Consider the following 26,939-nt stretch of genomic DNA (forward strand, 5'->3'; position numbering starts at 1 on the left):
GGACCGCAGGGGCGAGCAATACAGCCAGGCAAAAGAAGAATGTGCGAACCATGAACAGATGAAGCGGCCAGTGTCGGGCTGCATCATAGGCCCGAGACGGACCGGGCAATCAAGTCATTCTTCAAAAAGCAAAGTACGTCATTCGGCCAGCTCAGACGTGCTTGAGTTGGCAGACGACGGCGAAAATCAGAACAGCGTCTCCCGTATCGTCCTCCAGCTTTCAGCGTCGGGAGCGCAGATAATGCCTCCGGTATGAAGGGTTGGGCGATATGGTGATCCGTCGAACCGTGCGGAATATCCGCCCGCTTCGCGATGGAGGAGCCAGCCGGCCGCGTGGTCCCACGGCATGAGCTTCGATTGAACAAGGAAATGGCTATGCCCGGCGGCTGCCATTCGATACTCGTGTGCGGCGCAGCGATAACATGCGACGGCTCCGAATCCGGTCAGGTTCGCCGCCACGGTCGATCGCATGGGTTCCTGCATATGATTCCAGGATGCACAGCCTGACATCTCCTGAACGGGAAGCGGAGCTGCGACCCGGAGGTCGACACGAGCGCCGGACATCTGGATCCACGCCCCCTCTCCTCGAATGGCAATTGCGGTGTCATCGCCGACCGGGTCATGAATCCAACCGGCAACGATCTCTCCCCGCATCACGGCTGCCACCATCACCCCGAACAATGGAAGACCCGAAGCAAAATTCTTGGTTCCGTCCACCGGATCGATCAGGAGAGCAAGCTCTGCATCCGCCAGCTTATTCAGCAGCGAGGGATCACGCTCCGCGGCCTCCTCGCCGACCATCACAGCCTGCGGGAAGATTCGTCTCAGCCCGCTGCTGATCATCCGTTCGGCTGCCTCATCGGCATCCGTCACGAGATCCAAGGCCGACGATTTTTGCCGGACCTCGTGGGCTGCCAGGTTCCGGAAGCGGGGCATGATCTCGACCCTTGCGACTTCGCGGAGAAGCTGATCCACAGCTTCGGCATCACGGGTCGAGAACGGCATGGGGAATCGCTTTCATAGTATCCAGGATGGTAAAATTCCGGACGCTGGACAGGATAGAGTTGTCGCCATTCTGCATCGAGGATCCGAGTCAGGTCATTCCCATCGCTTTGACGAGAGAGTCCTTCAAGCCCGAGGTGCAGCCGAGCACGATGTTGCCGTCGCGCAGGCCCGCATCGGCAAGGAAGTCGTTCGCCCAGCCTCCGGCTTCCTCGATCAACAGCAGCCCGGCCAATGCATCCCACGAGTTCATGTGCAGTTCGCAATAGCCGTCGATCCGGCCGGCCGCCACATAAGCGAGGGCGAGCGCGCCGGATCCGCCGCGCCGGACGCCGGCCCCATCCGCCAAAATCCGGTCCACGAGTTCGACATATCGGGTGAGTGGCAGGCGGGTCGACCAGCCCGCCTCGATGGTCGCCGATTGCATATCGGCCAAACCGCTGACCCGGATCGGCTCGCCATTCAGGGTTGCTCCCCCGTCGCGCTCCGAAGCGAATAACTCGTCATGCATCGGATCGTAGATGATCCCGATCTGCATCCGACCATCGCGGACATAGGCAATGGAGATGCAGAACTGCGAAATGCCGCGCACGAAGTTCGCGGTGCCGTCGATAGGATCCACCACCCAGACATCGCGGTCGAACGATCCTCCCCCCTCCTCACCGAAGAAGGCATCCTCAGGAAAGCTATCCAGCAATCGCATTCGGATCAGGTTCTCGACCTCTGCGTCGACAGCCGAGAGGTAGTCCTGATGGCCTTTGAGATTGATGCCGGTCGTGCCCGGACGCCCGTTGAAACGGCGGCGGGCCAAGGCCCCGGCTTCGCGAGCAACCGCGCATGCAACGGAGAATCTGAGATCGGCTCTCTCTGCTACAGGCAAAGAAGCAGTATCTGAAGCCCTGGCAATGTTCGAGAAGGCCATAAGGGTCTGTCCTGGTTATCGAATGGTGGAAATGGCCGGCGGGGCGTCATGCTTATCGCTCTCGATCCGCTGGATCCAAGCAGCTGCGTAACGTGCGGCCGCGATCAGCATCGGCTTCGGCGTTTCCATCCATTCATCGGGGTGAAGCTCGCGCGTGACACGCAGGTGGTCGATGGCGGAATCGAGGTTCGGGAAGCGGTCAGGAAGCTGGACATGGATGTATAGGGCCGCGAGGATCACGGATCGGCTGCGACCGCCGCGGCAGTGCAACAGGACATTGCCGCGGCGCCGATGGGGATAGGTGCAGCGGTCGGGCAGTTGCTGATGGAGAGCGCCGTCGAGCAGGTAATAGCCTGCAAGCAGCATCGTGTCCGGGTTACCCGCATCGTCGATGAGGCCAAGCTTGTAGTTTCGAACCGGTCCGTGAGGCGACGCGATTTCCGAGGCTCCCACGCCGGCCGTGTAGTCAATGTCGAGATTGACGGCGCAGTTCACCACGATGGCGATGTCGTTCATCTCGAGCATTTCCCTGTCCGAAGCCGCGTTTGCGTCCCCGACATAGAGCTTGACGCCAAAGGGCGGGAGATCATCGACGATCAGGCTCATCGGAGGACGGGGAAAGTTGAACTGGGTTGCCATCTTATATCCTAAACTCTTCAACGTATTGCCGCGACAGTCGGAGGCGTTCTGCCTTCAGGCCGCATGGGATGTTCCGAGAACTTGTTGTTGCAGTGCGACCCGGTTTCCGGCCTTGTCGAAGAAGGTGAGCTGGTCAGCGGGAAACTCGATCCAAATGTTCTTCCTCGACAAGGAGGTTTCGAAGCGCGGAATGAGCGCCGTGACCCGGTGTCCCTTGACCGAGAGAGAAATGATCGTCTGCGACCCGGTGGGCTGAACGACGTCGACTTCGGCCGGCAGACTGAACGGACCCTGCCGCTCGACGATCGTGATGTTCTCCGGGCGGATCGCGAACGTCACGGGGCCGTCCCCGCATTGCAGACGCGCCGGAGCGGGAATATTGCTGTCCTCGAAGCGCACGACGCGTTCGCTGCCGTTCGTGCTCAGAACTCCTTCGAAAAGGTTGATCTTGGGATCGCCGATGAACTCGGCAACGAAGAGATTGGCGGGATTGTGATAGATTTCATATGGCGATCCCTGCTGCTGGATAACGCCGTCCTTCATCACGACGACTATATCCGACATGGTCAGCGCCTCGACCTGATCGTGCGTGACATAGACCGTCGTCGCCTGCAACTCACGATGCATGCGCTTCAGCTCCGTCCGCATCTCGGTCCTGAGCTTCGCGTCGAGGTTGGACAGAGGCTCGTCCATGAGCAGGATTGAGTTGCGTGCCGCGATCAGACGGGCCACAGCGACGCGCTGCTGCTGACCACCCGATAGTTCCGACGGATAGCGGTCGGATAGTCCCGTCAGCTGGACCTTCGCGAGTGCCTCGGCGAGACGATCCTCAATCACCTTCTTTGGCTGCTTCGCCTCCGAGAGCGCCAAGGTGATGTTCCGGTCGACCTTCATGTTGGGCCAAAGCGCATAGCTTTGGAAAATGAAGCCGAGTCCGCGCCGCTCGGGCGGAACGAAAACGCCGGTACCGCTGGAATAAACCGTCTTGCCGCCAAGCACGACCTCCCCCGTAGTAGCCTGCTCGAGGCCCGCGATAACGCGCAAGGTCGTGGTCTTGCCGCAGCCTGACGGTCCGAGGAGGGTCACGAAACTTCCCTTCGGAATGTCGAGGTCCAGGCTCGGAAGGGCCAGATGGCTTCCGTACGACTTGGTGATGTTTCTGAGGGTGATTTCAGACATGGGCACTCTCTCGTGCGGAAGCCATTCGGAACGGGTTAGCGGCTCGTCTCGGCCATCCAGAAGTCACTGATCTTCGCGATGTTGTCCCTCACGAATTCAGGCGATGCCGTGAGCTTCCGAGCCTTGGGCCACATTTCGCTGTAGGGCGGAGGCGGAACGTCGGTGCGCGGCGAAAAGGTGCCGACCTGATAGAATGCCGCCATGCCCTGCAGGAGTTCAAGGGACTTCCCGGACCGGAACGGTGCCTTCAGTTCCGAGTTGCCGCTCAGATCCTTGCTGCCCATAAGGAAAGCCACGAAGAGTTTCGCGGCATTCGGATGCGGCGCCTGTCCAGCGACCGCCACAAAGGTCGGGTAGGAGAACAGGGCCGACGGCGTCAGGTCATAGGGAACCGCATTCGCGTAGTTGTCGCTCTGGTTCTTGGTCAGATAGTGGATGACCGAGAATGCCATCGGCGGCTTGGCCTGGCCACGAAGACCAACGGCTGTGGCAATCTTCGAGCTGTTGTCGGAGATGACGATATCGTTTGCGATCAGCCGGTGAAGGAACTCGTAGCCGGCGTTCTCGACTCCGGATGTGAGTTCTAGCTTCTTGCCATAGTGCTGCTCGTAGGCCTTCTGCATGTCGTCGGAATGCTCGACGATGGCCGCCAGCATCATCAGCGTCGTGAGCGAGCCAGCCGGTGACTTCATGGAGAAACGACCCTTCCATTGCGGCTCGGTGAGCTCCCATAGGGTCTTGATCGGCGGCTGCGGGTGGGTTTCCGAATTGTAGAAGACACCATAAGCCTCGATCACGTGCGTCAGCAGAGGCTCGCGGTGCTCCGCAGGGATCTTGTCCGTCAGGTAGGAAGGCACGTAATTGACGATGCGGTGATTGGGGAGCAGGTCGAACACCATCTGTTCGGTGCCACCTGAATAGACAACGTCAGCCGCATACACACCGGCCTGATGCTCACGCACGATCTTCTCGATGGTCTTCTCAGAGCCCAGATCATAGGCCTTGACCTTGATCTCCGGATGGAATTTCGCGAAATCCTCGGCAACCTTCAGCATCGTGCCGGTGGAGGAATAGACAACGACCTCTCCCTCCTTCTTTGCATTGGCGATGACCTCGTCCCAATTCTCGTTCTTCTGGTAAGGGCCGAGCTGGCTCTTCTGCAACCAGGCGTCCCATTTCGGGTCGGATGTCTGCGCAAGTGCCGGCGCCACCAATGCGAGGCTAAGGGCGCCAGCAGCGATCCATGTTCCGGCGCTGCGAAATGTCAGTGTCATGATGGGCTTCCTCCTTCTCTTCTCGTTACGACAAGTTAAATCAAAGCTTCAGACCGCTCCGATCCTCATCTTCGTTGACAAGGCACGGACGAGCAGGTTGACCGCAATGACGATGGCAACGAGCATCACGGTGGCGACGCCGACAAGCTGCGGCATATCCTGGTTCTGGTAGTTGTAGATGACGCCTGCGAGTACGTTCGTCGAAGGCGTGACGAGAAGAATGATGAGCGACAGCTCTCGCATGATGCTGATGAAGCTCAGCAGCATGCCGGAGAGAAGCCCACCAGCCGCGATGGGCACGATGATCCGAAGCATTCGGCGAATCCAGCCGATGCCTTGGACGCGTGCAGCCTCCTCCAGCGACTTGTCGATCTGCAGTAGCGCCGCGATGCCGGTGCGCGAGGTGAAGGGCAGCGTCTTGACCGAGCAGATCAGGACGAGTAGCGCGAAGGTGCCGTAGAGAGCAGGGATCGGCCCGAATGGACGGGCGAACATACCGATATAGATCGCTCCGAAGGCGAGAGCCGGGAAGATATACGGTAGGAAAGCCACCATCTCGAGCGTCCGCGAGGTGAGCGAACCGCGCGTCCTGACCACCACGTAGCCGATGAGAAAGCCGAAGATTCCTGTCGTCATGGCCGTGAGGAACGCGAGCTTGAGACTGTTCCAGGTGGCATCGAGGATATTGCTGTTGTCGACGAGCGCGGCCTGCAGCTGATCAACGCCCTCACCTCCTCCGCCGATCCAGTAATGCAGGGTCAGGTTGCCGAAGCTGTAATTGCCGGCCGTCTTGATCAGCGATTGCAGGACCAGCAGGACGAGCGGGAACGCGACAGCAGCCGTCATGAGCAGCATGACGAGGAAGAAGAGCGGCCATCGCCATGACCCCAGATCGATCTCCTTGCTGCGGAAGCCCTTGCCGGACAAGGTCACGAAACTCTTGCGGACTCCAATGAGGCGCTGGTTGATGAAGATGAACAGGCACGCGAGAACGACGAGAACCAGAGCGAGGAGAAAACCATCGCCCGCATTACGGGTCCCCATGGCGGCATAGATCTGCGTCGGCAGCACGTAATAGCGCACCGGCATACCGAGGACAGCGGGCGTTCCGAACGATCCGACCACCCGGATGAACGTCATCACCACAGCGGAACCGATCGCAGGCAGCAGCAGCGGAGCCGTGATCCACAGAAACTGCTTGAGACGGGAAAGGCCTGCCATGGCTCCCGCCTCCTCGAGCTGGCTGTCGACGCTCGTGATCGAGCTCGACACGGAGAGGTAGGCGTAGACGTAGTAATGCAGCGACAGGCAGATGATGATCGGGATCGGGCCATAGGCGATCCAATCCGGCGGCTGGACGCCGAAGAAATACGCGAAGGCGCCTGAAGCTCCGCCAATGCGGTCGTTCTTGAAGAACGTGATCCAGGCGAGCGCCATCACCCACGAAGGCAACATGTAGGGGATCATCACAAGCGTATGCAGAAAATTCCGGAACGGGATGTTCGTACGGACGATCAGCCAAGCGAATCCTGCGCCGAAGGCAAGGCAGATGATGGTGGCGGCGAATGCCGTGATGAGCGAGTTGAAGAACGGTTTGTAGAAAATCGCCCAGGAGAGACGACCGGCGAAGACGCGCTCGTAGTGAAACCATGTGAAGTCGCCCGGCTGGGCCTTCGGCAAATAGGCGCGGTCATAAGGCTGGACGGTAAGTGTCTCTCGGATCAGCTCGAACAGTGGCACGAGAACCAGTCCCCCCAACACGATGGCGAGGAGGATGCCCAATAGGCGTTCGGGCTGGGTGAAGGATTGCCAGAGGCGACTGGCGACGGCTCCTGTCGAAGGGACACGCGATGGGGTGTGCGCTGGTGCCGCCGAGCTCGTCATTCCGCTCCATCCTTCCCGAGGCCGGAATCCGGCCCGATAGCGTTTCCCGTGGCGTCTGACATTCGGGTGCTCTCATTCGGCTTGGCCGGACGGGCGGTCAGTTCGCTGATCTTCTCCCCACTTTGGAGCGAAGCACCGTTAGGTTTGCACACGTGTGCAAAGGTTGCAAGAGCCAATCTGAGCAAGAAATGATCTTGGATCAGGAGGTGGAACGGACGGTCGCTCGCTCGACGAGTTCGACCGGGAGAACCTCGTGCGCGAGGTCACCCCTCTCCCCGGTCATTTTGCGCTCGATGGCCGCCAGCACGGATTCCGTAAGATCGCTCATCGACTGCCTGATCGTGGTCAGGCGATAGGCAGCCCATGCCGATTGCTGGATATCGTCGAAGCCAATGATCGACAGATCGTCGGGAACGCGCCGCCCCATCTCGCGCGCGCCGTCGAGGAAGCCCAGCGCCATGAGGTCGGTGACGCAAAAGACGCCATCGAGGTCATGGGCGGAAAGCAAGCCTCTTGCGGCGTCCATCCCGGTCTCGTAGGCGGTCCCGCCAGAGGCCCAGACGGCCGGCTCGATCCCGGCCTCCCTCACGCGGTCCACGAAGGCACCGCGACGACGGATCTGGGTTGGAGTCTGGGCGCCGCTCCCGACGACGCCGATCCGCCGACAGCCCGCGCGGAGCAGTCGCTCGGCCGCAATACGGGCTCCATTGAGATCATCGCTGATGATCGTATCGGCTTCGGTGTCATCGTCCTGTCGGTTGACCAGGATCACCCGTACGCCATTGGCCATGCACTCGTCGATGATCGACGAGGGGGGCGAACCGGACATCACCACGATGGCCCGGACACGGAATTCGAGTATCAGTTCGATCAGAGGCGTGATCCCCTGCTCCGCCTCGGCGGCATTCAGGAGCAGGCATTGCATGCCGCGCCTGAGAAGCTCCCGGCTCAGTTCGTCGAGCTGGCGAGCCATGAAGGGCAGGGACAGGTTGGCGCCGACCACCCCGACCAAGTTGGACTGATCGCTGATCAGGCTCCGGGCCAGGCGATTGACCCGGTATCCAAGAGTCTTGGCCGCTTCCTGAACACGATGCCTCACATCGGCCGAGACACTGGCGCCGGGCGTGAAGGTGCGCGAAACGGCCGAGCGGGAGACACCGGCGAGCCGCGCCACGTCCTCAGACGTCACGAAGCTTCGCGCTGTGCGGTCACGTTTCAGATGGTCTTCACGATCCGAAGACGTCTCTGGGGGGGCTTGCTCCGCGTCCATTGATGCCCTGTGTGCGTTCGGCAGCTAATATTCAGCATGCCTCCGAACTGACAAGGGAAATCTATGCACACGCATTCAGCCCAGGCAAGCGCGCACGAGGCCGGCGCCACACGGGTCCGCCCCGGGCAATCGTTTGGCCAAGATCGGTTGAGGCAGACACCATTGTCGACGATGCTATCCCGAGGAACGACTGTCACTGCGTTGATCGCGGCTTCAAGGCACGCTCGACCGTTTCCACGAGTTCGGTGAGCCGGTAAGGCTTGGCGAGGAAAGGCACACCCACCGACACACACCTCCCGTGGCAGATCCGGGAGCGGCCGGAGGTGAAGACGATTGAGATGAGCGGCTGGAGCGACAAGGCGACCTGCGCGAGATCGAAGCCGTCTCGGCCACCCAGATCGATGTCGGTGAACAGAATATCCACCGACTCGTCCCTCAAGATGACCTCGGCCTCCTCTGCGCTGGCCGCCGTGAAGACCTCGTAGCCCGCTTCGATGAGGGCTTCGGCCGCAAGCTCTCCGATGATCAACTCGTCCTCGACGACGAGAACGCGCTGACGCAGTGACTTGGGAGCTGGTTTCTTCGCCGGCTTGGGGCGAGTCCAAGGGGACAGCATTGGAGCCATGTACGCAACCTCACTGAACACATCCGTGTGGTTAACGAACGATCGTGGCAGGTGTTCGAAGCAGAATTCGCCAAGTCAGGATATGGTCACCAAAGAGTTAACGATCGGCTCAACCTTCCAGACGCTGTGATATCTCGCGGCGACGATCTTGCCGGAGACAGAAATTCTATTCGATCCTGCGGACAATACGTATTCCTTTTCCACCACGCTCCATTAACGTTCCCGTTCGATGAACAACATCATATGATCCTGGGGTGCGCAATCGATCATGTCCGGCCTCCCATCCTTCTCGTTCGTCGGCTCTGCGGCCTCGTCCGCCGAAGAGGCATTCTGGACATGGCGCAGCATCACATCGCCCCTGTTCGACGTATCGATGCCCGATTCACGAGCCGTCGAGGCTTTCGAGGTCGAAGTCGACAGCTATCATCTTGGGCCGCTCGTCTTTGGAAGCGTAAGCGCAAACGCTCAGCGGTTCCATCGCTCGCCACGCACGATCGCCCGCAGTGGGATCGATCATTACGTGGTCCAGCTCTACTCGCAGGGCGGCTATGCTGGAGAGGTCGACGGCCAAGACATCCAAGTGAAACCAGGCGATATCAGCATTCTCGACCTCTCCCGGACATTGCAGACCCAAGCCGAGCGCTTCCATAACTTGAACTGCATCGTTCCGAGAACCATGCTGGAGCCACTTCTCAGACATCCTGACGGGCTGCACGGCACCGTGTTATCGGGCCGGACCGGGCTCGGCCATGTCCTCGGCACCTATTTGCAGACGATTTACAAGACGGCCGGCTCGTTGAGTGCAGAGGATGGGGCAGCCATCTCAGAAGCGACGGCCAGCCTGATCGCCGGCTGCTTCGGCCCCTCAGCCAATTCACGGGAGACGGTCGCGACGGCCAAGAAAGGGGCCCTGCTCCTGACGATCAAGCGTTACATTGAAGCCAATCTCGCTGACCCGGATTTGACGGTCGAGAGCATGACCCGCGAATTCCACGTCTCGCGGGCGACGCTTGTCCGCATGTTCGAACCCCTCGGCGGACTGAGCGGCTATATCCGGGAGCGCCGGATGTTCCGCTGCTTTGCCGAACTCACCTCTCCCTCTCCATCCCATCGCTCCATAGCGGATCTCGCGTATTCATGGGGCTTCGGGAACGAGGCGGCCTTCAGCCGAGCGTTCCGGCGCATGTTCGGCATGTCGCCTCGCGAAGCCCGCGCTGAAGGAACGCTGGCCCGGGTCGCCGTCCAGCGGCACAGGCCCGGTTCGAGCGGCCCGGCTGTGGCACAGTGGATCCGCGATCTGCAGATGTGATCGACCCTGCCGCCTTCGACCCGTCGCTTGAGGCATACGGCACAGAGATTGCGCCGACCTGCAAAGTGAAACACCCCGCCTGACGCTATAATACGTTGAAACAGCGTTGCTGGGGGGCAGCTGCCATGACAGGAAATCTCATCTGCCTTCGCTGCAAACGAAGGCACCGATCTCATATACAGTCCAGAACAGATGCGTCCTCTACCGCTCTGTTCCCTCAAGAAGCGCAAGTGCTTTGTCTCGTCGCGAGCGGCGAAACGAATTCCGACATCGCACGTGCCCTGTCCTTGAGCGAATGCGCCGTCAAGCAGCACGTCAAGTCTCTGCTCTACAAGGCACGGGCCCGAAGCAGGCCGGGCCGCTCCGCTCCTTTGCAGGATCCCGCGCGGTCTCAGCGCCGATCCTGACGCGACATTGCGTCGGGGGCTGAATCTTCGCCCGCCCGACCCACGCCCGACTGCGGCGTCCGCCCTACTCAAGCGCTCTGAAGGTCGGATTTCGCCCGCAGCGCGAGGTCGGGACGATCGGTCGTGATTTGCCGGACGGGCTGGCGAAACCAGTAGCGGAGATCGGCTTCTTCGTTCGGCACCCACGCACCGAGCCTATCCGCTCCGAACGCGTCGGTGAACGCTTGCATGGTATGGATCAGAAGGAATTTTTCAACCGCCACAAAAATGCCCGGGATAGCCTGGAGACGATCGATGGCTCGATTCAGCCCTCCCAGCATTTCGCAGGAGCGCCGATCGACGGAAGCCAGCACCGGGATGTCCGGATCGAGCCGTCGGACGGTCTCGAGCACCTCCAGCATGAAGCACGTCAGAATCGACCTCGTCTCGAGGCCGTGGCGATGCACGGCCTCCAGGACCTTGGCCTCCATGCCGGCATAGGCATTTCCAACGGCGTCGGTCTTCAGCTCGATATGAAGTTCGAGAGCGCTGCCGGCGAGCACTTGCAGGACCTGATCGAGGCTCGGAACGGTTTCTTGGCAGTCACGCAGGGGAATTGCCTGGAGTTCGGCCAAGGTCCGGGCGCCGACTGGGCCGGATCCCGTCGTGGTCCGTTCCAGCGTCGGATCGTGGATCACGGCGAGCTTGCCGTCCGCCGTCAGGTGAACGTCGAACTCGACGCCTTCCACGTCGAGCTCCGCGAGCCTCCGGAAACCGTCCAGGCTGTTCTCGGGCCACAGGTTGCGCGCCCCGCGATGACCGATGATCATGACCATGAAAATTCTGCCTTACTTGCTGCTGTCGACGAGACCGCGCACGAACCAGCGCTGCATGATGAGAACCACCAGAACGGGCGGGAGCATCACCAGGAGCGCGCCGCTCATCGCCACGTTCCAGGCCGGTTCCGTGTCCGAGCGCGGGATGAGATGCTTCACACCGATGACGGCCGTAGCCATGTCTTTCTCGGTCGTGAAGAGCAGCGGCCAGAGATACTGGTTCCACCCATAAAGGAACAGGATGATCGACAAGGCGATGATGTTGGAACGCGAGAGCGGCAGAAGGATCGTCCAGAAGAAGCGCATGGCCGATGCGCCGTCGAGACGCGCCGCTTCCAGAAGCTCCTCGGGAACGGTGAGGAAGAACTGCCGGAACAGGAACGTGGCGGATGCCGATGCAATCAGCGGCAGGATCAGCCCCTGATAGGTGTTCAGCATGTTCCATTCGAGGGCAATCTCGATCCGGTTGCCCGTGATCCACTCCCAGAGCCCCTGGATGTTGAGGAGATCGATCACCCATTGGACCGGCAGTGCCGCATTCGCGACGGCCTCGTAGGTCGGCACGATCCTCACCTCGACCGGAAGCATCAGCGACATGAAGATCAGCCAGAAGGCCAGGATGCGAAATCGGAACCGGAAATAGGTGATCGCGAAGGCAGACAGCAGCGAGATCGCCACCTTGCCGACCGTAATGCCGATCGCCACGATGAAGGAGTTCAGGAGGAGTTGTCCGAAGTCCGCCTTGATCCATGCGGTCGCCAGATTCTCCAGGAAGTGGCCACCGGGCAGCCACGGCATCGGCACCTGCTGCACCTCTTCCATCGTCAGCGAGCCGGCGATAAAGGCGAAATAGAGCGGCAGGCAGACCAGCACGATGCCCCCGAGGAGGATCAGATGGCAGATCGCCGTGAGAATGGGGGAGCGTTCAACCATGATCAGATGCTGTAATTGACCTTGCGTTCAACATACTTGAACTGCAGGAGAGTCAGGAGGAGAGCGAATGTCATCAGGAGAACCGACTGGGCCGCCGAGGACCCGAGATCGAGATTGATGAAGCCGTCCTGATAGACCTTGTAGACCAGGATGTTCGTGGCTCCGGCCGGACCGCCTCGGGTAACCGCGTCGATGATGGCGAAGGTCTCGAAGAACCCGTAGACGAAGTTCATGGTTGTAAGGAAGAAAAGCGTGGGTCCGAGCAGCGGCAGCGCAATCTGGAAGAAGCGCCTGATCGGCCCCGCACCGTCGACCGCGGCGGCCTCCATCAAGGATCTCGGCACGGCCAGAAGGCCCGCGACGAGAAAGATATAATCGTAGCAGATGTGCTTCCAGGACGCTGCGAGCACCACGAGCAGCATGGCATCGGAGCCATTGCGGTTGGGATCCCACTGGATCCCCAGCGATTTGATGAAGAACGCGATGGGGCCCACGGCCGGATTGAACAGGAACGCCCACATCACGCCCGCGATGACGGGTGCGATCGCATAGGGCAGCAGGATCACGCCTTTGTAAGCGGACTGGAAGCGCACCACCCGATCCGTCGCGAAGGCGAGAACGAGCGCGACAGTGATTGTTACGACGTTCTGTGCCAGAGTGAACCAGATCGTTACCCAGATGGAGTTGCGGTAGCTGTCGCTCGCGAAGAGCGCCGTGAAATTGTCCAACCAGACGAAATGAACGCTGGCCCCGAACGGATCCGTCAGCAGGAACGCCTGCATGAGGGCCCGGATGGACGGGATGAAGAAAAAGAAGAGAAGAATGAGGAGCTGCGGCAGAAGCAGCAGGGCCGGCAGGCCCGCGGTCTGAAAATGAGCATGTTTCAGACCGGGTTCGTGAGTGGTTGCGACCACGTCTAATCTCCGCTCGACAGACAGGATGCGGCACTGATCCGGATTCGGACCAGTGCCGCTTCGCTCGATCAGTACTTGCCTTTGTTGAGGCGCTCGTACTGGCGGAGAACCTCGTTGCCGCGCTTCACGGCGTCATCCATGGCCTGTTGCGCGTCCTTCTTACCGGCGAACAGAGCCTCGACTTCCTCACGCTGGGCGAACATGGACTGGGTGAAGTTGCCGAAGTGGAAGCCGAGCGAATTGTCGGTCGGCGTGCCGCGGTTGAGCTGCTGGATGGCGATCTCGCGTGTGGGGCTCTCCTTGTAGTACCCTTCCGATTTCGCCATCTCGTAAGCCTTGTTGGTGAGCGGGACATAGCCCGTCGCCTTGTGCCACCAGAGCTGCGTCTCGGGCTTCGCGAGATAGTCGAAGAAGGCCGCTATCGCTTTCTCCTCCTCCGGCTTGTGCCCCTTGATCACCCACAGGGCGGCGCCGCCGATGGTGCTGTTCTTCGGCTGCCTACCTTCCTCCCACGGCATGAAGGTCGCGCTCCAGGCGATCTTCGAGTTGCGCTCGATACCGCTATGCGCTGCGGTCGACGCGAAGTAGGTGGCGCATTTTCCGGACGTGAAGAGCTGCTCGGGGCTGAAGCCCTGGCCGGCAATCTGAAGCACGCCGTCATCGAGCCATTTCTTCAGGCGAGCCACCTGAGGCACCACGAGCGTCTTGTTGTAGACGAACTCCGTGTCGAGCCCATTGTAGCCGTTCGCCTGCGTGGCGTAGGGCTGGTCGTTGATGGCGCTGTAATTCTCGATGAGGCTCCAGTGATAATCCGTCGCCAGTGCCGTTCCGCACTCGGCCGCGCCGGATTTCTTGATGACGTAGAGCTGCTTCTCGAACTCGCCCCAGGTCTCCGCCGGCTTGTCGAACCCAGCCTTCTGGAACTGGTCCTTGTTGTAGAAGAGGATCGGCGAGGATGAATTGAAGGGCATCGCCGCGAGCTTGCCCTTGTAGGAATAGAACCCAGCCACAGGCTTGATGAAGTCGGACCAATCCACCTTATGGCCCGTCTTGTCCATGAGATCCTGCACCGGGACGATGGCGTCCGAGAGCAGCATGGTCATGAAGCCGCGCTCGTAGATCTGCACGATGTGAGGAGGACGCTTGGCCCGATAGGCCGCAATGGTGCTGTTGATGACTTCGTCGTAGTTGCCCTTGTTCACCGCGACGACCTTGTACTGGTCGTTCGACTCGTTGAACTTCTTGGCAAGCTCCTCGACGCGCTCTCCGTTGACGCCGTTCATGGCGTGCCACCATTGCACCTCGACGGGCTCGGCAGAGGCGGCACCGGACATGATCAGGGCCAGCGCTCCGACGGCGATGCGCGGTATCGTCTTGTCATTTTTCATTCTGATGTCCTCCCATTTGATCCTTCTCTCCCGCTTCAGGGCGTCGAGATAGCGATCCCCTGCCCTTTCGAACGCCTTCCCCAGAAGCCTCCTTCGGCCATGAGGGCGGCAATCCCCTTGTCGAGCCAGCCCAGATCATCGAGAAGATCCAGGATGGTGAAGCGCCGGCGGATCAACCGCGCGCGCCGACATTCCTTCGCCAGCTGCGCCAGCGGCACCCCGAGGTCGCCGGGATGCGCCGCGGCGCCGGCCGCGCGAAGCCAGGTTTCCATTTCGTCGGGTGCAATGCAGTACCGGCGCAACTCTTCGCGCAGCGCCGGCCAGTCGGCGGCGAGCGTCGCCAAGCGCTCGGCCCGGCGCGGAGCCCGCTCCATCTTGACCCGCATCTCCGTCCGCGCGGATTCGGCAATGTGCGGATCAGAGAATGCCGCTTCGATCTCGGCCTCCACCGCCTCGGGTGTGGACGCGGCGCCACGCGCTTGCGCGATGACGTTTTCATCGATGTCCTGCGCCAGGAACCACTCGTACAAGGCGAGGATCGCCACGGTCCCGATCCCCACGCAGGCGCCGTGCGCCGCAGGCTCGCCCTCGTAGGTGAGTCGTTCCATCTCCCAGACGTGCGAGATGAGGTGCTCGGCCCCGCTCGCCGGGCGAGAATTGCCATGAGCCTGCATGGCGAAGCCTGAGACGAGCAGGCCGTTCATGAGATCGCCCATGGCGGCAGAGTTGCCGGCGCCGATTGCGTCAGGCTGCGACAGCCATCCACGCACATTGTCCTGAACAAGCGCGAACGGCTCGGGATTGATCGGCTCCTCGCCCAGCAGGTCGGCCAGCTTCCAGTCCGCGCCGGCGACGATCTTTCCGGCCAGGTCGCCATAGCCCCAGCCCGCCATGCGGGCAGGAGCCCGCGCGATCACATCGAGATCGGCCACCACGCTGACGGGCGGTGCGCAGTCCAGCGTGCGCTTGAAGCCGTCGTCGAGCAAGGCGGCGCCCGAAGCGGCATAGCCGTCCATCGAGGCCGCCGTCGCCACGCAGATATAGGGAACACCGGCGAGTTCGGCCGCGTATTTCGTGAGGTCGTTGATGACGCCCGACCCGACGGCGACCGGAGTTGTTCCCTGCGCCTTGATCGCGCCGGCGATATCTCTCGCGAGGGCGGCATGAGGCTTCACCCGCGGGGCGGCCTCCAGAAGGACCGGAGCGACACTCGCAAGACCGGCCTGTTCCAGGATCGCGTGCGCATCGTAGCCGGCAGCCTCCATGGTATTGCGATCGCCGACGATCATCGGCGCGCGGCCTCCCGCGGCGCGTACCGCATCGGGCAGGAAAGCAAGCGCCGAAGAGGAGACGAACACCTGACGTGTCGTCGTCGCCTTCCGTACCGCCTCGTTGAGAACCTGCGCCTGACCTGCCATTGACCCCTCACTCGCGATACATTTGCATATTGTGTATTACAATTGTATGACGATGACAACGGGGTCCTGGCCCCTTGCTCCCGCCGGTGGATTCGTTCGATGATGGCGCCGATACCTTGTTCCACCCTCACGAACGCCTCGGGATGATCGGAATGCGTTGCACCCGATGGTGCGGCGGACCCGGCTCAGCGGGAGCGCCTTGACGGCTTGATACAGGCTTCGGACAATCATTGCAGGCGCGCGACCATGCTGAACACGGATGACAATTCTCTCGAGGCGCGGGTTGCGTGGCTCTACTTCATGGAAGGCATGACCCAGGCCGACATCGCAGAGAAGCTCGGCATGACGAGACTTCGCGTGAACCGGATGCTGGTCGAGGCGCGCACGAGCGGCCTTATCAGCATCACCCTCAATTCGCGCTTTGCCACCTGCGTTGAACTCGAACAGATCCTCATTAGCGAGTTCGGCCTGAAGGATGCCGTCATCATTCCGACGCCGGATGATCCGGATCTCGTTCCGGTCCTGCTCGGTCAGGCGGCGGGCGAGTATCTGTCGAATTTCCTTGAGACGAATCGCGTCAAAGGTCTTGGGCTTGGCTGGGGTGCGACCCTGCGCGAGACTATCCGCAACACGCGGCCGGGCCGCTATCCGGACTTGTGCGTCAACTCGATGATGGGCGGGCTGACGCACGGCCTGGAACTCAACACCTTCGAGACGGCGAGCAGCCTTGCCAACCGCCTGAACGCCGAATGCCAGTATCTGGCCGCGCCCATCTATGCTGGCAGTCCTGCGTCACGCGACATCATCCTGTCGCAGGACGTGTTTCGCGAGGCCTTCGAGCGCATTTCAGCAAACGATGTCGCGGTGCTCAGCATCGGCGATCTCTCCCTCCGCTCCCTGCTGATCCGCTACGGTCTGCCGCGGGATGTGCCCACCGACGAGCTGCTGGCGCTCGGCGCCGTTGGCGATATCCTGGGGCAGTTCTACGATGCTGAAGGCCACGTGATCGACCATCCGCTCAACCTGCGCGCCATCGCCTTGCCGCTCAGCGAACTCTCTCGCATTCCGACCGTCGTCCTCGCGTCCGGCGGGCGCAACAAGATTCCTGCCATCGCGGCAGCCCTCAAGGCCCACCTCGCCTCCGTGGTCATCTGCGACGAGACCACGGCCCGGACGGCGCGTGACCTTGTTCTGGCCGGCGACGCATCTAAGAGATCGCCGCCGGGGAAACGCCGCAGCCGCGGATAGACGGGCGCTCTGCACGCCTTCACATATTGACGTAGTTGAGTCCGCCGCCTTCGGGGGTGACCCAGGTGATGTTCTGGTTCGGGTCCTTGATGTCGCAGGTCTTGCAGTGGGGCATCTGACGTCGAGTCTCCAGGCATGCTCGCCGATCAAGCCTGCTTCTAAAGCCACGCTGGTCGATCCAGGTTAAAGCCGTATAAGACAGATCGACATGCGGCACACCTTATCACCGCAGATAGGCTTCGCTGGCATAGCGGCGCATCATGTGCTGGCTGTTGAAGATCGGGCCGATCTTGCTGATCGTCTGCTTCATCATCCAGATCCAGCGGGACCTGTCCTGGGCGTAAAGCGGGAGGACAACAGCTTCTAGTTTCTCGTACAGCGCGCGGGCGTGATCCTCGCGGGTTCCCTCGGGCCGGTGGTCGATACTCCAGCCGGTGATACCCTCCTCGCAGGCTTCAAGCCACCATCCGTCGAGAATGCTGAGGTTGAGAACCCCATTCAGCGCCGCCTTCATGCCGCTCGTCCCGGAAGCCTCCAGGGACGGCAGCGGCGTGTTGAGCCAGATGTCGCTGCCGGCCGTGAGCGTCCGGGCGATCTCCATGTCATAATTCGGAAGGAAGACGATGGGGACGTCCCGCAGATCGTCGATATGGCCGTGGATCTGCTGAATGAGCGCCTTGCCCCCTTCGTCCCGCGGATGAGCCTTTCCGGCGACGACGATCTGCAGCGCGAACTCGCGATGGAGCCGCCTCACGCGCTCCAGATCCATAAACAGTAGGTTCGGACGCTTATATCCGGTCATGCGCCGTGCGAACCCGATCACGGGCGCTTCGGGATCGAAGTCTATCCCCGACTGCCCCTTGACTATCTCCAGCAGGTCGCGCTTGGCCTCGCGATGTGCGTCCCAGACATTCCCGTCGTCGAGTTGATCGGCACGCGACAGGACTTCCGGTTCGTGGCACCAATGGGGAAGGATACTCTGGAACAGGCGCGCGAAGGCCGGATGTGTCCAATGCTCCACATGCACGCCGTTGGTGATCGCCCGGACGCGATACCCGGGGAACATCCGCCGGGTCGTCTCCGCATGACGCCGTGCAACGCCGTTGACATATCCGCTGAGATTCAGCGCGAGCCGCGTCATGTTCAGGCGATCCTCTCCTGCGAGGCTCTTCAGCTCGTCGAGCGCCACGACGTCGCCAAGGACACGCGCCACATCCTCATAGGCGAAGCGGTCATGTCCCGCCTCAACCGGCGTGTGCGTGGTGAAGATGCATTGCCGGCGGACAGGGTCGGTATTGTGGGGCCGGGGCTCGAGCGGGTTGTCCGAAGGAGCGCGAGCGTGGCGGCGCAGAAGGTTTAGCGCAAGCAGGGCGGCGTGCCCCTCGTTGAGATGATAGGTCTCGATACTGAAGCCGAGCGCCCGCAACATGCGCTCGCCACCGATCCCGAGAACGGCCTCCTGCCTGAGCCGGTCGCACTCCCCGCCGCCGTAAAGCCGGTCCGTGACGGTGCGATCTTGAGTGGCGTTCTGATCGAGCCGGGTGTCCAGGAGGATCACCGGCACCTTGTATCCGAGGGGCGATGCAAGCTCGTACAGCCAGGGACGTATCCAGACGTCCCGCCCCTCCAGGGTGACGGCGACCATCGCGGGAACCTGCGCGGTCCATTGTTCCGGCTCCCACGGATCGGGCCAGTCGATCTGGCGCCCCTCCCCGTCGATCGTCTGGCGCAGATAGCCGTCGCGGCTGGCCAGCGTGACGAACACCATCGGGAGTTCCAGGTCGGCGGCGGAGTGCGCCACGTCTCCGGCGAGGATGCCGAGGCCGCCCGCATAGGTGTGCATCTCGGGCCGCAGGGCGATTTCCATGCTGAAATAGGCAATCCGCGTGCTCGGCAGATAGCTTTCGATCACCGACACGGCCTGTCTCCTTATTCGCGCCTCCTCAGTCCGCCGTATAGAGACGCTCGACATCCTCCCGCCTACAAAGTTCTGTTCCCGGCGTCATCAGCGTCGCGGCGCCCGCGGCCATCCCCAGGCGGACAGCATGGCGAAGATCCATGCCCTGCATGAGCCCGAAGACGATGGCGCCGACCATGCAGTCTCCCGCTCCGACAGCGCTCCGCACCGGAACCCTGAAGGGCGCCAGCCGCTCAGCTCCTTCGGCGGAAACGAGAAGGGCGCCATGGCCACCGAGGGAAACCACCATGACTTCGCAGATGCCCCGTGCAATCAGGCTCTGCGCAGCGGCCACCTGCGAGGCTTCGTCTGGAAGGTCCTCACCGACCCATTCCTTTAGCTCACGAAGGCTTGGCTTCAGGAGATATGCTCCAGAGCGTATCTGGCGCAGCGCATCGCCCGACGTATCGAGCACGAGGCGCGTTTCGAGAGACTTCGCCAAATCGGCCACTTGCTGAAAGAAATCCGCGGGAACACCCGGCGGCAGGCTGCCACTGGCGACGATGAAGCGGGTCCCGTCGGCAAGGCGGGCCAGATGAGCGAGGCAAGCCCGCCATTCCTCCTCGGAAAGCTTCGGACCCGGCAGCACGAAGCGATATTGCTGACCGCTCCGCCGCTCATCGACCGTGAAGCTCTCGCGCGTCGTACCCGCAATCGGAACGCGACAGGAGAGAAGGCGCTCCCGATCCAGCAGGGTATCCAGAGCCGTTCCGGCCGCCCCGCCGGCGGGGAAAATCGCGAGCGCATCGCCGCCGAGCCTGCGGATCACCCGCGCCACGTTGATCCCGCCGCCACCTGGATCGTATCGCGGCGGTCCGCAGCGAATCTTGTCCGTCGGCATGACCGCGTCGGCGCTCGTGGCGATGTCCAGCGCCGGGTTCATGGTCAGCGTCACAACCTGCGGCATTCGGCGCCTCCCGTGTCGCGCATCGGCGGCTCCCACCGGGACGTATCCGCCGCAGGATGGACCGCTTCCGGCATCGGCGGAAGATGTAACATGCCACCCCCTCCTTAAGGATCGCCGGGTATGGAGTTAAAGAAGCGCATCGCTTGTTCTATGATGGACGCGTCCGCTTCGCTGCGAGAGGGTGCCATGGAAACCAACCCGGCCGCTTTTTCGATGCCCGCAACGCTGGAGCCTGAACTGGCTCGCCTTCGGATCTACTGGAAGGATCTTCTCCGCGGGGAGAACGCCATGCCGTTCTCGGACGACATCGACCTTTCCCAAATTCCCGAGCTCGCCAGCCGCGTCCTCCTGCTGCAGGCTTTCGAGAGCCCGGTACGCTTCCGCTTCGAGCACGCCGGAGAGCATGTGATCTCCCAATACGGCACCCCGTTGGAGGGGATGTTTTCGGACGAGGTTCGGCAGCAAGGACCGCTGCAGGAACTTACGCGACAATGCAGCGCCACACTCGCGAGGCGCGCGCCTACGTATTTCCGATCTGCCGTGGAAGAAAATCAGGCCGCTTATGCGCGCCTTCTCCTGCCCACTTGGGGTGAGGGCCATATCATGTTGCTCCTCGGCGCCGTGGTCGACTCTCCCGAGGCGGCCAGGGTGCAAGCATAGAGAGCTCTCGCCAAGCCAAGTTTGCGTTAAGTCAAAGTCGCGGATCTCGTTCGTGGCATCTTTCTCCTAAAGGGCAAGCGGCGATTGATCGGCAATCGGCGTTGCCTCGTGGGAGAGGAGCATGGCTCTCAAGGATCTGTTGGTCTTGACCGGCACCAGCATGGAAGCCGCTGGGACCTATGCCCTCTCGCTCTCGGTCACTTGCGGCGCCTGTTTGACCGCGGCCGTTCCGACCATCGAGCCCTCGCTTCCTCCCGGCCTGGCCGCCGAGTTGCCGGACGACCTTCTCTCTCGCATGAAAGACGAGGTCGAGGCTGCAGCGGGCAGGGCCGTCGAGCAATTCGCACAAGCCGCGCGAGAAGCCGACACATCGATCGATATCGTGAGATTCAAGGCTATCGCCGGAGAGGTCGGCTATTCCCTGAGCCAAGTGGCGCGCTGCTTCGATGCCGTTATCCTTCCGCAGCCAAATCCGGACGGCACCGACACGTCTGACATCATCGAGTCATGCCTCTTCGGCTCGGGACGCCCTCTCATCATCGTGCCCTATATTCGCGTCCGCCCTGACATCACTTCGATCCTGATCGCCTGGGACGGCGGACAACCGGCCGCACGAGCCGTTGCCGATGCTCTGCCACTGCTGGCGCTCGCCCGCCAAGTGGACATCGTCACCATCGGCAAGGGAGAAAATGGCAATTCCCATCTCTCGGGCAGGATCCTGGCCCGGCATTTGGCCCGGCATGGCATCCAGGCCGAAGCGAAGCGGCTTCCCGTCGATGAGATCGATATCGCGAACATGCTCCTGTCCCATGCGGCCGACATGGATGCCGACCTGATCGTGATGGGCGGCTACGGCCATTCGCGCCTGCGGGAGGTCGTTCTCGGCGGCACCACCCGAGAGGTCCTCCGCTCCATGACCGTGCCGGTGCTCATGTCGCACTGAACCGGAGAAGAGGAGCGAGCGCCATGACTCTCGAGGCTTCCGTTCCCCTTCAAGACCGGCTGGACAGCTCCGACCGTCGCCCACCGGAATGGACCTTGAAGCAGGACCACAAGGAGCCCTTGGTCGAACTCTCGGGCGACTGGAGCGCGGAACAGGCCTCCGCCATGGAACTCGCCTTAGCGGACGTGATTGCCGACGTCCGAGCCTCACCAATGACGTTCGACCTTTCGCGCATCGACCGTCTCGACACCGTCGGCGCCTGGCTCCTCGACCGCACCCGTCACGACCTCAAGGCCAAGGGCTGCACCCTTGTCTTCATCAAAGCCCGGGACGAACACGGCATCCTGCTCGATGAGGTGGATCACTATGACGTTCCTCCCAAGGCGGAGGTGAAGCGCCATCGGGCGTTCGATCTGCTGGCCGCTCTCGGCCATGCGGTCCTGGACCTGGGCAGGGATGTCCTCTCCGGCTTGGCGTTCCTGGGCGAGTTCATGATGAGCCTGGGGCGCGTCGTCCTGCAGCCGAGGCGGTTCCGGGGAACGTCCCTGGTCAACCAGCTTGACTTCGTCGCCTTGCGGGGCGTTCCGATCATGGCGCTGATCTCCTTCCTCGTCGGCGGCATCATCGCCCAGCAGGGCATCTTTCAGCTGCGCCAGTTCGGGGCGAGCGCCTTCGTGGTCGACCTTGTCGGCATTCTCGTTCTCCGCGAACTCGGCGTTCTGCTCACGGCGATCATGGTCGCGGGCCGTTCCGGGTCCGCCTTCACGGCCGAACTGGGCTCCATGAAGATGCGAGAGGAGATCGACGCGATCAGGGTCATGGGGCTCGATCCGATGGAGGTGCTGATCATCCCCCGCCTCCTGGCCCTGATCATCGGTCTGCCGATGCTGACCTTCCTGTCGGACCTGTCCGCGCTGCTCGGAGGCGGCTTGGTCGCATGGCTGTACGAGGGAATCGGCCCGCACGTCTTCATGGCGCGCCTGAAGGAGGCGATTGCCCTCAACACGTTCCTGGTCGGCATGATCAAGGCGCCCTTCATGGCCTTGATCATCGGCATGATCGCCTCCATCGAGGGATTTGCCGTTCAGGGATCGGCCGAGTCTCTGGGACGGCACGTCACGTCGTCGGTGGTGAAGGCGATCTTCATGGTGATCGTCGCCGACGGCCTGTTCGCCATGTTCTTCGCAGCCATCAAGTACTGACGCAGGATGCCCGGCTCCATGATGAACGAGCGCTCGCACGGTGGACATGCGCTCTTCACCGACCTCTACGAGCTGACTATGCTGCGCGCCTATGGCGAACTCGGCATGGACGCCGTTGCCGTGTTCGACCTGTTCTTCCGCAAGTTGCCCCCGCAGCGGAACTATCTTCTGGCCTGCGGCCTAGACCCCTTTCTGGAGGATCTGGAGAACCTCTCCTTCAGCAAGACGGACCTTGCGTATCTCGCGTCGAATCCTCTTTTCTCCAAAGCCTTCATCGACCGGCTTGAGAATTTCCGGTTCACGGGCGACGTACATGCAGTGCCGGAAGGAACGCCGGTCTTTCCGAACGAGCCGATCCTCGAAATCGTCGCGCCCATCAGCCAGGCCCAGCTCATCGAGACATTCGTTCTGAACCAGATCGGCCTCCAGACGATTCTTGCCTCCAAAGCGACCCGGATCGTCGCAGCCGCCCAAGGCCGTCCAGTGGTCGATTTCGGCGCAAGGCGCGCGCAGGGGCTGGATGCGGCGATCAAAGGCACGAGGGCCTTCTTCATCGCGGGCGCCGCCGCAACCTCGAACGTGGCAGCTGGACAGCTTTGGGGCATTCCCGTTGCGGGAACCATGGCTCACAGCTTCGTCCAGGCCTGCTCATCCGAGGCTGAGGCGTTCCGGAAGTTTGCCGAGGTCTTTCCCGACACCATCCTGCTAGTCGACACTTATGACACCCTGGCAGGCGTGAGGCGGGTCGTCGCCCTTGCAAGTGAGCTCGGTGCCGATTGTCGCATCAGAGGCGTGAGGTTGGACTCAGGTGATTTGGTGGAGTTGTCCAAGGGCGCGCGCTCCATCCTCGATGCAGCGGGCCTGCAAGGTGTCCAGATCTTTGCCAGCGGTGGGCTCGATGAGCATAGGATCGCCGAACTTCTCTCCCGGGGAGCGCCCATCGATGCCTTCGGGGTCGGAACCAGCATGAGCGTTTCCGATGACGCACCGGCTTTGGACATCGCCTACAAGCTTGTCAAGTATGCCGGTCTCGGCCGCATGAAGCTCTCGGCAGGCAAGCGCATGCTGCCGGGCCGCAAACAGATCTTCCGCACGCGTCGGAATGGCCTATCCCAGGGCGATGTCATCGGCCGCGCTCAGGAGAATCTCGCAGGCGTCCCACTCCTGCAGCCCGTCGTGAAGGATGGCCGGCGGATCGCACCTGTTCCATCTCTGACAGAGATCCGGGACCACGCCCGTCGCTCCATCACGCAACTGCCCGAGAGTCTCCGCATGCTCGAAGCATCGACTTCGCCTTACCCGGTCACGATCAGTGACGATCTTCAGGAGCATGAACGGGAGGTTCGACGGAGGATCTTGGCTCAGATCTAGCGTCAAAATGGTGAGGAAAGCGCCTGCTCCGCTAAGTCGAGATACTTCCCAGCCTGCGGCGCCCATTTTCGAGGTTCGCGTGGAACGGGATCCAGCAGGTGAGCGAGCGAAAGCCTCGCCCTCAAGGCTGCGTGCAGGGCCGTGTAGGGGCCGAGAAGATCGCGCGGAACCGCGTCCCCCATGAGAGCTGCGACATGGTCGGTCAGAGCGGGTCCAAACCATGGCGCCTCCAGATGGGCGCATTCCATGCTGAGGAATGTCAGCTCGTCATAAGGGTCGACCAGGCGCAGGTCGCGGTTGAATTCAAGGCAATCGAAGATGATGATGGGCTCCGTCAGACAAATATGTTCCGGCCTGAGGTCGCCATGGCCGTCGACGACGCAGCCGGCTTGCGTCCGCTCCCGCAACCGGGGGCGGATCCTCTCGAGAGCGCGATCAAGCCGGTCGAGAAGCGTTGCGGCCCTTGGTCGGTTCTCCCAGAGGTCGGGATGAAGAAGCACGGCGCGATTCTCCGCCATCTCATGCGAAAAATGTCGGAAAGGTGTTTCCGGATCGACCGAAGGATGCTCGGCCCGTCGATAGAAATCCGCCAGGACATGGGCCAAGCGGAGGACGTCGCCCGTCCCGGCTCGTCCCTCCTTCAAGCAGACGTCGAGCATGAGACCGGCAGGAAGGCGTTTCATCTCGACGACCCAATCCACCACCTCATCTTGTCCTCCCAGGGCCATCGCACCCGAAGCCGAACAGGTGAGCGGAACAACGCCCCGATAGATACCAGGTGCAAGCCGGAGGTTCAGTCGCACCTCCTCGCGGCAATACCGTTCTCGCGCCTCGAGGGACGTAAAGTCGAGATATGAATAGCGCACAGGTTTCTTCAGCTTGAACACTCTCTCACCAGCGAGGAAGACCCAGGACATGTGGGTCTCCTTGGCGACGACATGGTCCGAGCGAAAAGCATAGGACGACGGCCTGCTCAGGAACTGAACCTTCGCCTCGAGTGTCGGTGCGTTTGCGCAAGTCAGGGCTGTCATGTGGAAAACCACACAGAATGTTGTGGCCTGAACCTGCCAGACAAGGGACGGGCTTCCATGACCATTGTCAAAGTGAGGTTCGGTGAAAGCATCTAAATTCCTAGCATCACTCACTCCTGCGAGGCGGACCATGACGACCTTCGCGATGACGGACCCAGCCCTTCGAAGGCTCTTCGAGCGATTGGATTTCGCCCCACAACCCAAGGACGAGACACTCGGCTGGCTGTTCTCCTACTGGACGGAAGAACGCGGCAGCCGTATCGCGCCCACTCTCCAGGATATGTCCCTATCGGATCTCGGCGAGTTGGCCGCGAGTGCCTTTATCCTGCAATACGAGCCTGAGAGCGATGCACCGATCCTGATGTTCGGCGGGGTTGCATTCGAAACCCTGATGGGAGCATGCGATCCCGGAGTCGTCGTTCTCGCCAAGGCTCCACGACGACGTGGCGCAGCCAGGCTTCGGCGACTATCCGAACTCGTGCGGAATCGTGCCGAACCGGTTCTGGTCGAGTTCGAGACGCGGGCGCTCGATCACTCGCGCATGAGAATTGAAATGGTTCTTGCCCCGCTGTCTCAGGACGGCCGCACCGTCAGCGGGCTCTTCGGCGGCTTGGCGCTCCGGCCGGTCCATGCCGGACGACCAACTCACTTAAAAACATCGAGCAGTCCGACGAAGGCTCAAACGCTTCTGTTCGCGTTGAAATCGGCGGCCGATCTTGGAGAACGCATCGCGCACCATCTAGATCAGCCGCTTCAGCCGCACGAAGAACGCGACTTTGAAGACGGCGAGCATAAGACCAGGCCGCTCGTCGATGTGCGCAGGAAGAATGTCGATGTGATCGCAGGGCTTCATGGTGATTCCCATCAGAGCTCCAACGACCGGCTATGCCGCCTGCTGTTCTTCGTGGGAGCTCTGAAGGACGCGGGAGCCGAGCGGGTCAGCGTAGTGGCACCCTATCTCTGCTACGCCCGCAAGGACCGGCAGACGAAGCCGAACGATCCTATCACGACGCGTTATGTCGGCCAGCTCTTCGAGGCACTCGGAGCCGATCGGATCATCACCATGGAGGTGCACAACCTCTCCGCCTTTCAGAATGCCTTTCGGTGCAGCACGACCCATCTGGACGCCTATCGAGCATTCGCTCACCATCTTGCCACCGTGGCCGGCGGCGACCGGATCGCCGTTGTATCCCCCGATATCGGCGGCGCCAAGCGAGCCGAACTCTTCCGGCGGACGCTGGAGGATATGATCGGGCGTCCGGTGTCCAAAGCCCTTGCAGATAAGCAGCGCAGCATGGGCGTGGTTTCAGGCGATCTCTTCGCAGGCGACGTCGCCGGCTGCACGGCAATCATTCTGGATGATCTGATCAGCACGGGCGCGACGATGGCGCGGGTTGCGCAGCAATGCCGCGAGCGTGGCGCCAGGCGGGTGATCGTCGCCGCGACCCATGGTGTCGGTGGGGTTGCGGCGCTTCCCAACCTGACGCAGCCGTCCATCGACGCGGTGCTTCTGGCCAACACGATCCCTCAGACCCCTGACTTCGTCTCTGCCTTGGATGGCCGGCTGACTATTCTTGACGTCTCGGAGATCTTTGCACAGGTGTTGAAGGAAGCAATGTCCGACGACGCTCTTCCATGATC

The 26,939-nt window shown here is 61.7% G+C and carries 24 protein-coding genes and 1 pseudogene; 8 read left to right on the plus strand and 17 right to left on the minus strand.

The window, feature by feature from the left end; translation table 11 throughout:
- Positions 1 to 186: 186 nt before the first annotated feature.
- From OC446_RS05750 to OC446_RS05785, 8 genes are all read right to left on the minus strand, one after another.
- Complete coding sequence (locus OC446_RS05750; protein ID WP_262028095.1) at positions 187 to 1,005, minus strand: inositol monophosphatase family protein; 819 nt, start codon at positions 1,003 to 1,005, stop codon at positions 187 to 189.
- A gap of 88 nt (positions 1,006 to 1,093) precedes the next feature.
- Entirely contained in the window at positions 1,094 to 1,924 is an 831-nt protein-coding gene (locus OC446_RS05755; protein WP_262028096.1) for an inositol monophosphatase family protein, read from the minus strand.
- 15 nt (positions 1,925 to 1,939) lie between these two features.
- On the minus strand, positions 1,940 to 2,563 hold the full coding sequence (locus OC446_RS05760; protein ID WP_262028097.1) for a protein phosphatase: 624 nt from the start codon (positions 2,561 to 2,563) through the stop codon (positions 1,940 to 1,942).
- A 54-nt stretch (positions 2,564 to 2,617) separates the two neighbouring features.
- Positions 2,618 to 3,742, minus strand: coding sequence for an ABC transporter ATP-binding protein (locus tag OC446_RS05765; protein WP_262028098.1), 1,125 nt, complete (start codon positions 3,740 to 3,742; stop codon positions 2,618 to 2,620).
- Between the two features lie 35 nt (positions 3,743 to 3,777).
- Positions 3,778 to 5,016: an ABC transporter substrate-binding protein gene (locus OC446_RS05770; protein ID WP_262028099.1), complete on the minus strand. Its 1,239-nt coding sequence runs from the start codon at positions 5,014 to 5,016 to the stop codon at positions 3,778 to 3,780.
- A 48-nt stretch (positions 5,017 to 5,064) separates the two neighbouring features.
- A complete protein-coding gene (locus OC446_RS05775; protein ID WP_262028100.1) occupies positions 5,065 to 6,900 on the minus strand; it encodes an ABC transporter permease in 1,836 nt (611 codons plus the stop codon).
- A 199-nt stretch (positions 6,901 to 7,099) separates the two neighbouring features.
- A complete protein-coding gene (locus OC446_RS05780) occupies positions 7,100 to 8,170 on the minus strand; it encodes a LacI family DNA-binding transcriptional regulator (protein ID WP_410055015.1) in 1,071 nt (356 codons plus the stop codon).
- Between the two features lie 193 nt (positions 8,171 to 8,363).
- Entirely contained in the window at positions 8,364 to 8,795 is a 432-nt protein-coding gene (locus OC446_RS05785; protein WP_262028102.1) for a response regulator, read from the minus strand.
- A gap of 268 nt (positions 8,796 to 9,063) precedes the next feature.
- Between OC446_RS05785 and OC446_RS05790 the strand changes: the two genes are divergently transcribed.
- Together OC446_RS05790 and OC446_RS30995 are read left to right on the plus strand one after the other, a co-directional pair.
- Complete coding sequence (locus OC446_RS05790) at positions 9,064 to 10,104, plus strand: helix-turn-helix domain-containing protein (RefSeq protein WP_262028103.1); 1,041 nt, start codon at positions 9,064 to 9,066, stop codon at positions 10,102 to 10,104.
- A gap of 125 nt (positions 10,105 to 10,229) precedes the next feature.
- Positions 10,230 to 10,511, plus strand: a complete 282-nt coding sequence (locus OC446_RS30995) for a response regulator transcription factor (RefSeq protein WP_410055016.1) — start codon at positions 10,230 to 10,232, stop codon at positions 10,509 to 10,511.
- Positions 10,512 to 10,579: 68 nt separating this feature from the next.
- On the opposite strand, the gene OC446_RS05795 is transcribed toward OC446_RS30995, so the two are convergent.
- The 5 genes from OC446_RS05795 to OC446_RS05815 form a co-directional block, all read right to left on the minus strand.
- Positions 10,580 to 11,326 carry a glycerophosphodiester phosphodiesterase family protein gene (locus OC446_RS05795; protein WP_262028104.1) on the minus strand — a complete coding sequence of 249 codons (747 nt, stop codon included), beginning with the start codon at positions 11,324 to 11,326 and terminating at the stop codon, positions 10,580 to 10,582.
- A 12-nt stretch (positions 11,327 to 11,338) separates the two neighbouring features.
- Positions 11,339 to 12,259, minus strand: coding sequence for an ABC transporter permease subunit (locus OC446_RS05800; RefSeq protein ID WP_262028105.1), 921 nt, complete (start codon positions 12,257 to 12,259; stop codon positions 11,339 to 11,341).
- Positions 12,260 to 12,261: 2 nt separating this feature from the next.
- The gene (locus OC446_RS05805) at positions 12,262 to 13,173 is read right to left on the minus strand and encodes an ABC transporter permease subunit (RefSeq protein ID WP_410055017.1); all 912 of its coding nucleotides are present in this window, start codon (positions 13,171 to 13,173) and stop codon (positions 12,262 to 12,264) included.
- A gap of 68 nt (positions 13,174 to 13,241) precedes the next feature.
- The gene (locus tag OC446_RS05810) at positions 13,242 to 14,561 is read right to left on the minus strand and encodes an extracellular solute-binding protein (RefSeq protein WP_262028106.1); all 1,320 of its coding nucleotides are present in this window, start codon (positions 14,559 to 14,561) and stop codon (positions 13,242 to 13,244) included.
- 35 nt (positions 14,562 to 14,596) lie between these two features.
- On the minus strand, positions 14,597 to 15,979 hold the full coding sequence (locus OC446_RS05815) for a sn-glycerol-1-phosphate dehydrogenase (protein ID WP_262028107.1): 1,383 nt from the start codon (positions 15,977 to 15,979) through the stop codon (positions 14,597 to 14,599).
- Between the two features lie 246 nt (positions 15,980 to 16,225).
- Here OC446_RS05815 and OC446_RS05820 point away from each other — a divergent pair, with 246 nt between their 5' ends.
- The gene (locus tag OC446_RS05820) at positions 16,226 to 17,227 is read left to right on the plus strand and encodes a sugar-binding transcriptional regulator (RefSeq protein ID WP_262028108.1); all 1,002 of its coding nucleotides are present in this window, start codon (positions 16,226 to 16,228) and stop codon (positions 17,225 to 17,227) included.
- A 19-nt stretch (positions 17,228 to 17,246) separates the two neighbouring features.
- Here OC446_RS05820 and OC446_RS05825 read toward each other — a convergent pair.
- The 3 genes and pseudogenes from OC446_RS05825 to OC446_RS05835 form a co-directional block, all read right to left on the minus strand.
- A pseudogene (locus OC446_RS05825) lies at positions 17,247 to 17,336 on the minus strand (4Fe-4S dicluster domain-containing protein); the annotation flags it as partial.
- 114 nt (positions 17,337 to 17,450) lie between these two features.
- On the minus strand, positions 17,451 to 19,145 hold the full coding sequence (glgP, locus tag OC446_RS05830; RefSeq protein ID WP_262028109.1) for an alpha-glucan family phosphorylase: 1,695 nt from the start codon (positions 19,143 to 19,145) through the stop codon (positions 17,451 to 17,453).
- 25 nt (positions 19,146 to 19,170) lie between these two features.
- Complete coding sequence (locus tag OC446_RS05835) at positions 19,171 to 20,091, minus strand: 1-phosphofructokinase family hexose kinase (protein ID WP_262028110.1); 921 nt, start codon at positions 20,089 to 20,091, stop codon at positions 19,171 to 19,173.
- 186 nt (positions 20,092 to 20,277) lie between these two features.
- Between OC446_RS05835 and OC446_RS05840 the strand changes: the two genes are divergently transcribed.
- The 4 genes from OC446_RS05840 to OC446_RS05855 all read left to right on the plus strand — a co-directional run bounded on the left by OC446_RS05840 (position 20,278) and on the right by OC446_RS05855 (position 24,267).
- Positions 20,278 to 20,751 carry a PAS domain-containing protein gene (locus OC446_RS05840; RefSeq protein ID WP_262028111.1) on the plus strand — a complete coding sequence of 158 codons (474 nt, stop codon included), beginning with the start codon at positions 20,278 to 20,280 and terminating at the stop codon, positions 20,749 to 20,751.
- A 121-nt stretch (positions 20,752 to 20,872) separates the two neighbouring features.
- Positions 20,873 to 21,694, plus strand: coding sequence for a universal stress protein (locus OC446_RS05845; RefSeq protein ID WP_262028112.1), 822 nt, complete (start codon positions 20,873 to 20,875; stop codon positions 21,692 to 21,694).
- 23 nt (positions 21,695 to 21,717) lie between these two features.
- Positions 21,718 to 22,896 carry an ABC transporter permease gene (locus OC446_RS05850; RefSeq protein WP_410055018.1) on the plus strand — a complete coding sequence of 393 codons (1,179 nt, stop codon included), beginning with the start codon at positions 21,718 to 21,720 and terminating at the stop codon, positions 22,894 to 22,896.
- 18 nt (positions 22,897 to 22,914) lie between these two features.
- Positions 22,915 to 24,267 carry a nicotinate phosphoribosyltransferase gene (locus OC446_RS05855; protein WP_262028113.1) on the plus strand — a complete coding sequence of 451 codons (1,353 nt, stop codon included), beginning with the start codon at positions 22,915 to 22,917 and terminating at the stop codon, positions 24,265 to 24,267.
- A gap of 2 nt (positions 24,268 to 24,269) precedes the next feature.
- On the opposite strand, the gene OC446_RS05860 is transcribed toward OC446_RS05855, so the two are convergent.
- Positions 24,270 to 25,298: a hypothetical protein gene (locus tag OC446_RS05860; RefSeq protein ID WP_262028114.1), complete on the minus strand. Its 1,029-nt coding sequence runs from the start codon at positions 25,296 to 25,298 to the stop codon at positions 24,270 to 24,272.
- A 130-nt stretch (positions 25,299 to 25,428) separates the two neighbouring features.
- Between OC446_RS05860 and prs the strand changes: the two genes are divergently transcribed.
- Positions 25,429 to 26,937 (plus strand): ribose-phosphate diphosphokinase, encoded by a 1,509-nt coding sequence (gene prs, locus OC446_RS05865; protein ID WP_262028115.1) that lies wholly within the window; start codon positions 25,429 to 25,431, stop codon positions 26,935 to 26,937.
- Positions 26,938 to 26,939: the final 2 nt, after the last annotated feature.

The organism is Microvirga sp. Mcv34, from assembly GCF_024519725.1.
Classification (GTDB): Bacteria; Pseudomonadota; Alphaproteobacteria; order Rhizobiales; family Beijerinckiaceae; genus Microvirga.